Below are 13,338 nucleotides of genomic sequence, written 5' to 3' on the forward strand. Positions count from 1 at the left end.
AACAAAAAAATATATATCTTTAAAAAAGCGGAATAAATTTTTTCACCGGACTACATCTAATTTTTAAAATGGAGAAATCACTTGATGCAAGGTTACTGTTTTCATTGTATAATGAAAAACATATTAGAAAGGTGAATTGTGGTTGATAAAAAAATGTCTGAAATGTGAGGGATTACCTTTAAAAATTCATATAAAAAAGTCTAAGGTTGGAATAACAGCATTTAAATTGCAGATGCTTTCAATTCTTTACGAATCGACCTCCGTAAACGTGAAATTAGAAGAAATTGATTATTCTTTTAAAAGACAAGAAAAAAGCTGTGCCATACTTCGCGCGCAATAAGCAGATAAATTTGGTGCTTCAGTGATTTAAGATTTTTAGCAGCTTTTTTTACTTCTATCAGATGAAATTAAATTCTGTGATAGAAATTTTGCTGTATTTGCCACAAAACTTGAACTGAAGTAGAAATGTGAAATACCTAACAGTAAATGTATAAGCTATGACGTCTTGTTACAGCAGAGGGAGCACATAATTCGGGAATTAAAATCTTTATTTCCAAACATAATCAGAGTCAAAAAACCATTTTTGCACATATTATAAAAGTGAAAAAATTTTCTTATCAAAGATGTTTGCTTTACGGAGGACTGTTTCGTTATGTAAAATAGATATGATACATAGGGGAGTAGGAGGTCACTTTTTTGAAATCGCATGAAACTAAACAAACCATCAATCGAATTGAAAAGCGGATGCGTTATATTTCCGGTATTATTAAGCAGAACGGACGTAAAATTCTCCATAATTATCCGATAACCTCTCCGCAGTTTATTGCATTGCAATGGCTCTTGGAAGAAGGAGATTTAACGATTGGAGAGCTATCTAATCGTATAAGCTTAGCTTTTAGCACGACTACTGATTTGGTTGATCGGATGGAAAAAAATGAACTTGTTGAACGAGTGCGCGATTCTAAAGACCGCCGAGTGGTGCGAATTCATGTTCTTGAAAAGGGGAAAACCATTATCCATGAGGTTATTGAAAAGCGACAGCATTATTTAGGAGAGGTTTTAGAAAACTTTTCGGATGACCAAATTGATCAATTGCATAAATTGCTTGCATATCTACATGAGCAAATGAAGGAAAAAGAAAAGAAATAAACTTCAAGATGAGGCGATATAGTGAAACGAGCGATAGGAGTCATCGACTCGGGAGTTGGCGGATTAACAGTAGTATCCGAATTAATGCGACAGCTTCCTAAGGAAAAATTAATTTATGTTGGAGATACAGCACGCTGTCCTTATGGCCCAAGGTCAAAAGAAGAAGTACAGCAGTTTACTTGGGAAATGGTTGATTTTTTATTGGAAAAAGATATTAAAATGTTAGTTGTAGCGTGTAATACTGCTACTGCGTTTACATTGGATTCTTTAAAAAAGCATTTATCCATTCCGGTTATTGGCGTTATTCAGCCTGGTGCTAGAGCGGCGATTAAATTTACAAAAAACAATTGTATTGGGATTATTGGAACAGAAGGGACGATCAGAAGCCATGCCTATACAGATGCGTTAAAAAATATTAAAGCAGAGTTGGACATATATGCAAAAGCTTGTCCGATGTTTGTCCCAATGGTAGAACAAGGTATTATGGAGGGACCAAAAGCAATTCAAGTAGTGAAAGAAGCATTACTACCTATGATGAAACAAAAACAGATGGATACACTTATTTTAGGCTGCACCCATTACCCATTACTAAAATCCACAATCCAGTCAGTTGTAGGAACAAATGTCACACTTATTTCTTCCAGCGAAGAAACAGCTAGGGAAACAAGCACCATATTAGAAATGCAACATTTATTAAATCATACAGAAGTGTTTCCAATTCATCAGTTTTATACAACTGGAGATTTGGAAATGTTTATGCAAATCTCTGAACGAATTTTTAAAGAGCGAAATTTACAAATGATAACGATCAAAAAAGCTGTTTTACATCAAATGCAAGATTCTAAATAAGAATCTTGCTTTTTTTCATGTTGCTTGGTCTATTTCACCTCCTAGGCTCGTATATATCATAGTACAAACTATCGTAGGAGGGGAAAAAATGCAAAAGCGCGGCATGCTTATAGTGGGAGCGGTGAGCCTTGTAATCCTTTTAAGTGGATGCTTTCAAGGGGAGCAGTCATTAAATGAGGAAATGGATCCGCCACAAAATGCAGAACCCGTTGATAAAAAGGGTGAAACGAAAGATGGAAAGCAAGCGGAGGGAGAAGCTGAGGAGCAAACGGATACGGTTGCTCGTGAATTATATTTATTAGATGCGAATGGAATGGTTGCTTCACAAACGTTAGAATTGCCTACAACGGACTCGCACACTGTAGCTCAACAGGTTGTGGAGTATTTAGTACAGGATGGTCCTGTGTCTCAAATGTTACCAAATGGCTTTCAAGCTGTATTACCAGCTGGAACAGAAGTATTAGGAGTAAATTTACAAGAAGATGGCACAATTGTCGTTGATTTATCGAAAGAATTTTCGAATTATGAAGCCGAAAATGAACGGAAAATATTAGAAGCAGTAACGTATTCATTAACGCAATTTGAGAATGTGGATCAAGTGCAATTGCAAATAGAAGGGAAAGCACTACAAGAAATGCCTGTGGATGGTACACCGATAGGAAAAGGGTTTTCGCGAGCAAATGGCATTAATATTAGTGATACAGGCGCAAATGATTTAGTGGATAGTAAAACAGTAACCATGTTTTACCCAGCTGAACATAATGATAACACTTATTATGTTCCTGTTACACAATATGTAGAACAAGAAGAAGACGAATTAATGGCAATTGTGAATGCTTTAATCGACGGCCCGGGAGTGGAACAAAATGTGATGCAAGTATTTAATCCAAAAGCCACTTTAACAAGCGAACCTTCAGTAAAGGGCAGTGTGCTGCACTTGCAATTTAATGAGGAAATTTTAAAAGATGCAGATAAAGCCGTGATATCTGATCATGTGATGGAAAGTCTAGTGCGGACAATGACAGGAATAAAAGGTATTGAGTCCGTTCAAGTTGGTATAGACAATGTAGAACAGGTAGTGAATGAAGAAGGGGAGGCATATACAGAACCTGTTACCATACAGCAGTTTACGCAAACAGAGGAACTTTAACCAAAGAGAGGAGGCTTATTGTTTAGCCTCTTTTTGTGTTTATTAGGTATATAAATAGTATGGAGGCGGGAATAAATATGCTCTTTATATAAGAAGGTAATTCGAAAGTAGATACTAAAATGGTGCAGCTACTTCCAATCATATTGGAAGGGTAAAATATGTTAGGATAATTTTCAAGGCATAACTTCAATTAGATAGCCATGTATTTAAATAGTGCTTTTGATGAAAAATATGTTAAGCTAGTGTTGGAATAAGGAGGAGTTAGAATGAGAAATGACCAACGTAATGTCAATAGTTTACGACCTATCACGATTGTAACTGATTTTCTTCAGCATCCAGAAGGCTCTGTGCTGATTCAGATAGGAAATACAAAAGTAATCTGTAATGCAAGTATTGAAGATAGAGTTCCTCCGTTTATGCGCGGACAAGGGAAGGGGTGGATTACGGCCGAATATGCTATGCTTCCTCGTGCAACTGAACAAAGAAACATTCGTGAATCATCCAAAGGAAAAGTAAGCGGTAGAACAATGGAAATTCAACGCTTAATTGGACGCGCACTTCGATCTGTCGTTGATTTAGATAATATAGGTGAACGGACAGTTTGGGTAGATTGCGATGTGATACAAGCTGATGGAGGCACAAGGACAGCTTCCATAACAGGTGCCTTTGTTGCGGTTGCATTAGCGTTTAATAAGTTAGTGGAAAATAAAGTCATTTCCAAAATGCCAGTGACGGATCTTCTGGCAGCAACTTCAGTTGGCGTACTGCCTGATGGAAGTGAAATTCTAGACTTGAATTATCTAGAAGATTCCAGTGCTCATGTTGATATGAACATTGTAATGACAGGCTCAGGTGAGTTTGTCGAAATTCAAGGTACAGGGGAGGAAGCAACTTTTACAAGCAAACAGCTGCAAACCATGCTTCAACTTGCCGAAGAAGGCTTATTGACACTGTTTGAAAAGCAGAAAGAAGCATTAGGCTCCATAACTGAACAGATTGATAAACACGCCAGTACGCAAGGGGAAGAAAAATAAAATGAAAAAAATCATTATTGCAACAAAAAATAAAGGGAAAGCGAAGGAGTTTAAAGAATTATTTGCTGCTTATGAACTTGAAGCAATATCCTTAAATGAATTAGACAACATACCAGATATTGAGGAAACAGGGACAACCTTTAAGGAAAACGCAGCATTAAAAGCAGAACAAATTGCTTCGCTATTATCGCTACCTGTAATCGCTGATGACTCTGGTTTAATGATTGATGCGTTGGATGGAAGACCTGGAGTGTACTCAGCACGATATGCTGGGGAGGATAAAAGTGATGAGGCAAACATAAATAAAGTATTGGCAGAATTACAATCTGTACCAGAAGAAGAAAGAACAGCGCGGTTTATTTGTGTACTTGCCGTTACCATCCCTGATTCAGTTACTACATATTATACAGGATATTGTCATGGCAAAATTGCGAAAGCAGCAGTTGGGGATTACGGCTTTGGTTATGACCCAATCTTTATCCCAGACGGCTATGAACAAACAATGGCACAGTTAACAGCAGAAGAAAAAAATGCCATTAGTCACCGTCGGAACGCTATCAAACAATTAGAAACAAACTTAAAAAAACAGGACTTATTTTTAGACAACAGATAGGATGGTTCTCTATGACAAAAGTACTGATCGTAAGTGACAGTCATGGTTTAACAACAGAACTGGAAATGATTAAACAGCGCCATTATGTAGATGCTATGATTCATTGTGGGGATTCGGAATTAGGAATGGATGATAAGGAAATGGCTGGTTTTTATACTGTAATGGGTAATTGTGATGTGGATAACCGCTATCCTGAAGAACAAACTCTAACCGTTAATGACTTGAAATTTCTTATTGTGCATGGACATCTCCACCAAGTAAAGCGTAATTTATTACATGTGGCTTATCGCGCTGAGGAACTGGGAGCACAAATCATTTGCTTTGGTCATACGCATATTGCAGGTGCAGAACAGCAAGGAAATCAATTATTGATCAATCCTGGCAGTATCCGCCTGCCTCGTGGACGAAAGGAAAAAACGTATGCGATAATGGAATGGGATGTAAAAGAAGAGATTAGGGTTCAATTCTATACGGTGGATGGAGAGCAATTAAAAGACTCCAGTTATACAGCAAGCTTATCCTAAATGTAATATGCTGTAAAACTCCCGCTTTAGGGAGTCCAAGTAGATGCAAAGAAGTCTAAGTGAGGAAAACAGCATGTAAATTCCCGATTGGTCCAAGTTCCTATAGACATATGCTTGCGATAAAAGATTTTGTAAGGAAGGGGAAACTTCTGCAGGAAATTTTAGCTTATAAAATGAATTTTTATCCTGTATATAAGAGGTGCCGTAAGACTCCCGCTTCAGGAGTTGGATAATCTGTACTGCAACAAGTCTAAGTGGGAGATGACAGACCTAAATGCCTTATTTCGTAAGCGGTCTTTAGGTCATACCATTACAGTACCAACAAGCCGTAGAGGATGAATGAAACCCCCTCACTAATGGAAGATTCAATTTATAGAGGGGCAGACTCATCACGCCATGTGATGAGTTTTTATTGTTAGATAAGAAAGCATAAAATGATGTGCTTAGGGTTAGGGATAACGAAATAACCGAATAGTTACGTCCGGCGCATGAGCCCAGCAGATGCGACTTCAGAAATGCGCTTTCCGATAAGGCATCATTGGTTCGTCCCTAAGAGGAAGGCCGACTAAAAACGGGCTTGCCGCTCAGGCGCCGGCATACCCCTGTTTTTAGTGGCATGCATGATTCTTTTATCCCGTAAAAAGGCGTTGTAGACTCCCACTTCAAGAATGGAAGATGTGAGCTAAACAAGCCGAAGCGGGAGGTAACAGCACCTAAATCCCGATTCGTTCAACTAACAATCAGCGGGGATGAAGAAAACATTGAAGGTTCACTTTATCTTTCGTTGATTCGTTCCATTCACTACTTGCTAAACAGGCCTCCCCCGCCTTTGTTCTTAGAGCGATTATAGAAGGTTTTTACGGCAGGAAGTATAGGATACAACTCATAAGTATTATATGGTACAGTACAGAATAGAGTTTTTTTGTCTAGATCAAATTAAAAGGAAGAAGTTGGCTTTGGTGCGTAGATTAATATTATTCGTAAGTTTTTTAGTTATCATTTTTGTAAGCACCCCTAATCTAATATACGCTAAAAACATGGAACAGCCGAACGTTTTAATTTTATATAGTATAAATGACGAGGCGCAAATGAAAGAAATACGAATATTGGATTCCCTAGTCGGACAATTCACTGACCAAATCACATTGGTAGAAGATAAAGTTTTTAAAAACGGTCAATTAAATATGTTTACCCATGTTATTTATTTTGGAGGAGTGGAAAAAAATTTACCTGATACCGTCGTTAACGCTATAATAGATTATACCGGGAATTTTTATTCAATTGGCCATAATGCGGCACGATTTGGCGATAAACTCCCTTTACAAAAAGTAAATGGAGAAGTGTTAATTAATCAAATTGAATTTATTCATCACGCTTTTAAACAAAAATTACCGGATGAACGAATTGTTTATTCAGTAGAAATTGATGAGCCTGCTTCTGTGTTGGCAAACGGGTATGACCATACCAATGAAAAAACCCCATTCATTATTACAGACAACGGCAATTATTATTTTGCTGGAGAAACGTTATATAGTCCTTTTGCTGAGGTAATAACAGAATCTTTTAACGGATTTTTTCAACAACTAGATAAGCAAATCGTGAAATATTTAAGGTTGGAAGATGTGCATCCCAAAGCAAATGTAAAACAATTAAGAGAGCAAGCAGATTTTTTGAAAGGAAAAAATATTCCCTATATGATTGCTGTTATCCCAGTTTATTATAGTGAAACAGAAACCGTTCATCTTTCGGACTCTCCTGAATTGGTGAAAACATTACAATATATGCAGAAAAACGGTGCAAGCATCGTAATGCATGGATATAAACACCAATATAGAAAAACAGAAACTGGGGAAGGATTTGAATTTTGGGATGTGGATAACGATAGGCCCATTTATCAGTCTCGTCATAGCGCTGTTAAGTTAAAACAGGATTTCGACTCAACAGAAGAATATGAAGCTTATTTACATGAAGCGAGGGAATATGAAAGGGCATATATAGAAGATGCGATTATGAATGGTGTGCAAGAATTGGTAGCACATAAGCTTTATCCTCTTGCGTTCGAAGCTCCGCATTATACGATGTCACAGCAAGGTTATGAAGTTTTATCGAAGTATTTTAGTGCTTATGTTGGGCAAGTGCAATTAACCGACCTTACCTGGAAAGGATCTTTTTCTCCACCGTACAAAACCCGTCCGAATTTTTTACACGGAATGACTTTATATCCTGAAACATTAGGGTACATAGAACGAGGGAATGAGGAATCCTTACAGCAAATGGTAGATAAGATTGATTCGTATTCAATGTCGACAAAGACTTATTTTTCCGCATTCTATCACCCTTTTTTAGGTATCGAAGGATTGAAAGAAATCGTGGAAAGCCTTGAAAAAGTGGCTAATGCTTCATGGCTCGATTTAAAGGAAGAAAATAATGTTGTCCAAATGAATGACATTCACATTGAGTCTGGCAACGGTCATATTAAAGTCGATAAGCCTTTTATAGCTAGTGACTATGAACGGAACTTAATAGTAAAAGAAGTTGGAATTTGGGCAATTCCCGTCACGCTTTGTGTCATGATATTGGTGACCATCTTTATTGTGAAACGAAGGAACAGTAAAAAGCAAGGTTCTTTCTAGAAATCTAGGCGGGCGGATGCCAGTATAGATATAAGGTATTGCCAGGACATATAGCAGTAAGAGCAAGAGAATTGATTAGGCAAGGTTGTGAAGCGAGAGGGATAATCATCCTACAAGGTAGTGTTGGCAAAGCCCCAAGTAAAATTATGCAATATCTAAAAGGAAGGTCATCAAGATTATTACAGGATGAATTTCCAGAACTAAAGAAAAGATATTGGGGACGGCATTTGTGGGCAAGAGGGTACTTTTGCGCCACAGTTGGAACAGTAACGGAAGAGACAATAAGAAATTATATAGCCAATCAATTAAATGAAAACAAAGATGAAATATTCAAAATTGAAGAGTGAGTTCAGTCCTATTTTGGATATGCTTCAGCTTAAGGTCTTTGAGCAGGACTTCAGCCTGAAAAGCGACTTTAGTCGCCGACATTTATGTCCAAATCCTCCTGCTTTAGCTGGTGGTCGTTTAAGTGTTATTTTGCAGTATAAATTATCATTAAAAGCTATCTCTTTATTAGTAAGATAGCTTTTATTGATTCCGATTACCAAACTGTCTCGTGCAGCCCCAACAAACCTCTGTTGTTATGGTTTCAAGATTATTAATTTCAAGTATTTTTTCGATCTGGGTAAAGAGCCTTTGTATTAGTCTAAAGTTCCCTCCAGTTATCTTAATAATACTGGTTATTGCTTCGTGAAAAACCCTCGAGTTTTATAGATAGTCCTAACTCTTCCCATTTATACTCTAGAATATGGTGGGTTCATCTTTACTCAGTTTATCAAACACATGAGCAAATCCAATTCTAGAGTAGAGTTGAGGATATCGAACCAATCGTTTCTCATTAACAGAATATAGAATATCGGATGTTTTACATAAAAGTGCTAGTATTAACAAAATCGTTATTTTGTTAAAATGTGTTTTAAATGGAGAAACAGACCTTCAGGTTGGATAAAAAGGAGCCATTATTGCGATGAAAGAGAAGAAACGAAATAAACCTACGGAATTATGAAACAACATTTCAAGTTAGGATTAGGAAAAAATTCTAGATATATTTACGATAAAAGCAAAAAATTAAGAATTTTAATCGTTCGTCGCTAATGAGGAGGTATATGATTAGGTAAAAAAAGCAAATAGCTATAATAAAATTGATAATATAGGAAACACCACACCAACTGTTATAAATTTTACGTTATATAAACCTTGAACTTAAATTTTATTTACGCCCTGTAATTTCATTTAAAGTATGATATAATTTGGGAAATTAATTAAAATAGAACTTTTCTTTTCGGTAAATAGACAAAATGGCCAAGCTCTTATAACTTTCTTGCCAACTATAGAAATGAATAAAATAAAATGAGGTGTGATAATGAGTAATGATAAACAAACACCAGAGGAAAGAAGAGAGAGATTAAGACAAGAAGAATTAAAGAATCCTTCTAGTAGTATTCATGGTGAAGGCCTCGCTGACTCTTAGTTGGCGGTTTAGGTTGGAAAGGTACTGGAATACTCATTTTTGTTATTTTAATAGGTATTATAGTCGCATTACTCTTCTTTAAATGAGAAAGTTAAGCATAACACTCTTTTCTAAATCCGAACTATAATTCAAATTCTAACTTTGAATTATAGTTCGGACTTTTCTTTTTAAGCATTTATAGGATGTCCTCTTTCTGTATATTCTGTTCAAATATAGTTAATTGTGAAAATATTAAATAAACCTTTACTTAATATTTCAGTTAAGTTACTATTGTCCTAAATAATAGAAAGATGGTTAAATTATGTGTTTTCAGAAATTTCCCACATCCCTTTTCACTCTTTTTCTTTTTGGATTACTAGTATCGACTACGGTTCATGCAAGTGGGAAAGCATCAGATTTAAATTTACTAGAAAAACAACCAGTTAAAATTACAGTTACGAATAATGAAACTGGAGAAAACTCTGTTATTGATCCAGCAGAAGCACAAGAAAACAACATTAGAATTAATTCGCTTAATACTATTGGAGATTCAACAGTTGTTGGATATGATGTTTTTGTACCAATTGAATCCCCTAACGGTATTATTACTCCTTTTACTAACTCTAGTTAATGCTTGTTCAATCGTTAGACTGTCCTTGCGAGGCTGCGGCATACTCGTCTAATTTCCCGGTAGTTGCTCGCTTTCTAGTTCCAATAAATTTACGATTCACTCCGTAAATTCCTCCTTTTTAGTTAGTCCAGGAGGTTCGACGATCTCTTGCCTGTACGTCCCACGGTTTCCGCTCAACATACAGAAACCCCGTCATTCAATCGGATGTGTTTCGGATGATTGTCCGAAGCCTTAACCGTTGATATGACGGGGTTTATAGTGTTAAGTACGTCCCAGGCAGGATTCGAACCTGCGACCCACAGCTTAGAAGGCTGTTGCTCTATCCAGCTGAGCTACTGGGACAAGACATATATGGAGCGGGTGAAGGGAATCGAACCCTCGTCATCAGCTTGGAAGGCTGAGGTTTTACCATTAAACTACACCCGCAAATTATGTAAGCTATATTTAAAAGATATTTTTTTAACGACAAGATTCATTATATAAATTAATAACCAAAAAGTCAATGCTTATTTTGCTATTTGTATGATTTTGTTATTTTGATAAAAGTGAAAAATTAATTGGTGTTCTTTATCGATTATCCTTATATTCAGAAATAGGTAAGCTCACCTTGACTGTTATAGTCTTCTATCCAATTTAAAAGGGAGGTACGGCATCTATTTTTCTTAAGTGTATGTTGATCTGGTAATGTGAAGAAAGAGAAGTGTGTTCTCTTTCTTCACTGTTCTAAATTTAAAGCTTAGTTCAGTTCATTTGTTAAAATTTCAACACGGCTTTTTAATTTATTCGTCATTTCATTTAATTCTTCGGTCATCTGCGAAAATGCTTCTGCTTCACTCCCCTGGCTTTGAACTGCTTGAGCAATATCCGTTAATTGTTCTGTTGTTTGTTCTATGTTTTGCATAATATCGTCTAATACAGAGCTTATCTTTTCTGTTGCACTGGAAGAATCAGTAGCCATTTTACGAATTTCTTTCGCTACAACAGAAAAAGTCCGTCCATGTTCACCGGCTCTTGCTGCTTCGATTGCCGCATTCAAGCCGAGCAAGTTAGATTGCTCCGAAACTTTATTGATAAACACTGTTACTTCGTTTATTTCTCCTGAACTTTGTTCGACATTTTCTGCCTGAGCAGCTAATTCTTGAACGGTTGCTGATAACTCCTCTGTTTGGGATAACATAGTATGCGCTTTTCCTTGTACATGATCAGCAAGCTCTTCTAATGAATGGACAATATCAAGAAATTCATACTCTTGATCTAAGCTAATACCAATTCCTACACAGCCAACCATATCACCGTGATCAAATATAGGGACGCCAACTCCTTTAAATGGTTCGCCGTATTCTGGAGGGGTTTTAATAATTGTTCGCTTGCGATTATTAATCACTTGGCCAAATAAGTCATGGTCATAAAAGGGGTCCCCAATGTTTATTTGTGCATCAAGTGTTTTTCCGGGAGCGTAATATAAATACTTTTCTAAATCAACTACACCGATGAGGATATTTTCATTTTGCAAAAGTTCTTTCATTATTGGCATAATATCGACTAATTTACGTAAAACGTCTGAATTAATTTCTACTTGCGTTTCCATTTTTTCACTCCAGTTATAGATTTTGGGAAATTCGTTGTCGTTGCTCATAAAAGTCAGTTAAATAGCTTTGTTCAAAAGCGTAACCAGATCGGATTAAAAGTGGTTCATAGTAATATTTACTGGCAAGTTGAAGACCCATTGGCATTCCTTGTGTATCTAATCCCATTGGTATAGATAATGCTGGATGTCCAGTTAAGCTAAATAAACGCGTATACCTCGTCATTGAAGTAAAGATGTCTTCTTGTAAATCATCTATTTCAACATGCTCCACTCCAATCTGTTTAGGGCTAACAGGTAAAGTTGGCGTTGCAATAATGTCAACCTCCGTTAGGGCTTGATCAACTTCGGAAATAGCTTTCTTACGCCAGTTTAGTGCTTTAATATAATCCATTGCAGTAATCGATTTTCCAGCCTCTAAATGAGCTCTTACATCTTCACCAAAATCATTTAGTTTAAAACGAAGGTGATTTTCATGTATCGATGCCCCCTCTGCTAGCGCAATAGGGAATACTTGTTCACTCGCTGTTTGAACAGACGAGATGTCTATTTCCATGAGTATGGCACCGAGGCTTTCTAACTGCCGAAGTGCGTTTTGATAGGCAAGCAGAATATCCGGTTCTATATGATAAGTAAAATAATGACGAGGCACGCCTATTCGCATGCCTGAAATTTGTGTATGGCAATGTTCTTGGTATAATCTGTCTGTCAAACCATTCATTATAATTGCGAGGTCACCTATATTTTGAGTGATCGGTCCCACATGATCTAAAGTCCAAGAAATTCCTTGCACTCCTGTAGTATCTACCATGCCTTTAGTAGGTTTTAATCCAATAACACCACAGGCAGAAGCTGGTATGCGAATAGATCCTCCTGTATCTGTTCCGATCGAAGCAAGTCCTAGGTTTGCACATACTGCAGCTCCTGATCCACCACTTGATCCCCCCGGGATATTGTCTGGATTCCAAGGGTTTTTAACTGCACCATAAAAAGGATTTGTCGACGTAATACCAAAAGCGAATTCGTGTAAATTGGTTTTACCGAGATTGATTGCCCCTGCCTGCGTTAGTTTTTGAACAACATATGCATCTGAATTCGGTATATAGCTGTGCTTTATTTTAGAGCCACTTGTTGTACGAACTCCATTCGTGTTAATTAAATCTTTATATGATAAAGGGACCCCTTGAAGTGCGCTTAATTGTTTTCCCTTTAAATAGTTATCTTCTGCGTTTTTGGCTTGTGCCAATGCAGTTTCATAAGTAATTGTAATAAAAGCGTGAAGTTTATGATCTATATCATCCATTCTTTTAAGATACTGTTTGGTAATTTCTACAGGTGAAAATTCTTTTTTCTTATAACCATCTATAAGTTTGGTGATGGACATTACTTTTTCCATTGTTGAGCCTCCTTTGGTGTTGACAGGAAATTATTTTGTAACATAATTCTCCCTTCTTTGGTATATAAAATTGTAATAAAATGAACGGCGTTGCTGATAAAAATTATTTTTCGTTTCACAAGTAGAAGGGTTATTTATTTAAGTTTTTCTTATCAGCACGCAAGTTAAATGATTCCTCCCATTTTAGAATTATGTGCAGCAGGAATGGAAAATAGCGACCTTTAATTATGCATAGCTTGTAGAAATCTTCCACTATGAAGTTTCGCTTTCTTCCAAATGTACAATGTCATAAGACTTTTATTTCAAAAGTAGTAGGTGATACAA

At 36.7% G+C, this 13,338-nt stretch carries 12 protein-coding genes, 2 tRNA genes and 2 pseudogenes; 11 read left to right on the forward strand and 5 right to left on the reverse strand.

Annotated elements, in window-relative coordinates; all coding sequences use genetic code 11:
• Positions 1-744 precede the first annotated feature (744 nt).
• From KBP50_RS06965 to KBP50_RS07005, 9 genes are all read left to right on the forward strand, one after another.
• Complete coding sequence (locus KBP50_RS06965; RefSeq protein ID WP_175609436.1) at positions 745-1,149, forward strand: MarR family winged helix-turn-helix transcriptional regulator; 405 nt, start codon at positions 745-747, stop codon at positions 1,147-1,149.
• Between the two features lie 21 nt (positions 1,150-1,170).
• The gene (gene racE / locus KBP50_RS06970; RefSeq protein WP_050353237.1) at positions 1,171-1,998 is read left to right on the forward strand and encodes a glutamate racemase; all 828 of its coding nucleotides are present in this window, start codon (positions 1,171-1,173) and stop codon (positions 1,996-1,998) included.
• A gap of 88 nt (positions 1,999-2,086) precedes the next feature.
• Positions 2,087-3,148 (forward strand): GerMN domain-containing protein, encoded by a 1,062-nt coding sequence (locus KBP50_RS06975; protein ID WP_050353236.1) that lies wholly within the window; start codon positions 2,087-2,089, stop codon positions 3,146-3,148.
• Between the two features lie 266 nt (positions 3,149-3,414).
• On the forward strand, positions 3,415-4,182 hold the full coding sequence (rph, locus tag KBP50_RS06980) for a ribonuclease PH (protein ID WP_050353235.1): 768 nt from the start codon (positions 3,415-3,417) through the stop codon (positions 4,180-4,182).
• A 1-nt stretch (position 4,183) separates the two neighbouring features.
• Entirely contained in the window at positions 4,184-4,795 is a 612-nt protein-coding gene (locus KBP50_RS06985) for an XTP/dITP diphosphatase (protein WP_050353234.1), read from the forward strand.
• Positions 4,796-4,806: 11 nt separating this feature from the next.
• Positions 4,807-5,319, forward strand: a complete 513-nt coding sequence (locus KBP50_RS06990) for a metallophosphoesterase family protein (RefSeq protein ID WP_050353233.1) — start codon at positions 4,807-4,809, stop codon at positions 5,317-5,319.
• A 1,088-nt stretch (positions 5,320-6,407) separates the two neighbouring features.
• Positions 6,408-7,952, forward strand: a complete 1,545-nt coding sequence (locus KBP50_RS06995; protein ID WP_169770808.1) for a DUF2334 domain-containing protein — start codon at positions 6,408-6,410, stop codon at positions 7,950-7,952.
• 38 nt (positions 7,953-7,990) lie between these two features.
• Entirely contained in the window at positions 7,991-8,299 is a 309-nt protein-coding gene (tnpA, locus tag KBP50_RS07000) for an IS200/IS605 family transposase (RefSeq protein WP_050353231.1), read from the forward strand.
• A gap of 19 nt (positions 8,300-8,318) precedes the next feature.
• Positions 8,319-8,477, forward strand: coding sequence for a hypothetical protein (locus KBP50_RS07005; RefSeq protein WP_210967631.1), 159 nt, complete (start codon positions 8,319-8,321; stop codon positions 8,475-8,477).
• An 8-nt stretch (positions 8,478-8,485) separates the two neighbouring features.
• On the opposite strand, the pseudogene KBP50_RS07010 reads toward KBP50_RS07005, so the two are convergent.
• Positions 8,486-8,789 (reverse strand): annotated as a pseudogene (locus KBP50_RS07010) (TniB family NTP-binding protein); the annotation flags it as partial.
• Between the two features lie 526 nt (positions 8,790-9,315).
• Here KBP50_RS07010 and KBP50_RS07015 point away from each other — a divergent pair.
• Both KBP50_RS07015 and KBP50_RS07020 read left to right on the forward strand, forming a co-directional pair.
• Positions 9,316-9,509 (forward strand): annotated as a pseudogene (locus KBP50_RS07015) (DUF6366 family protein).
• Between the two features lie 215 nt (positions 9,510-9,724).
• Positions 9,725-10,033 carry a hypothetical protein gene (locus KBP50_RS07020; protein WP_050353230.1) on the forward strand — a complete coding sequence of 103 codons (309 nt, stop codon included), beginning with the start codon at positions 9,725-9,727 and terminating at the stop codon, positions 10,031-10,033.
• Between the two features lie 268 nt (positions 10,034-10,301).
• On the opposite strand, the gene KBP50_RS07025 is transcribed toward KBP50_RS07020, so the two are convergent.
• The 4 genes from KBP50_RS07025 to KBP50_RS07040 form a co-directional block, all read right to left on the reverse strand.
• Positions 10,302-10,375: transfer RNA gene (locus KBP50_RS07025), tRNA-Arg, on the reverse strand.
• A gap of 10 nt (positions 10,376-10,385) precedes the next feature.
• Positions 10,386-10,459, reverse strand: a tRNA-Gly gene (locus KBP50_RS07030).
• Between the two features lie 310 nt (positions 10,460-10,769).
• Positions 10,770-11,621, reverse strand: a complete 852-nt coding sequence (locus tag KBP50_RS07035) for a methyl-accepting chemotaxis protein (protein WP_050353229.1) — start codon at positions 11,619-11,621, stop codon at positions 10,770-10,772.
• 13 nt (positions 11,622-11,634) lie between these two features.
• Positions 11,635-13,014, reverse strand: a complete 1,380-nt coding sequence (locus KBP50_RS07040; protein WP_236691436.1) for an amidase — start codon at positions 13,012-13,014, stop codon at positions 11,635-11,637.
• Positions 13,015-13,338 lie beyond the last annotated feature (324 nt).

The sequence above is a fragment of the Virgibacillus pantothenticus genome, from assembly GCF_018075365.1.
Lineage (GTDB): Bacteria > Bacillota > Bacilli > Bacillales > Amphibacillaceae > Virgibacillus > Virgibacillus pantothenticus.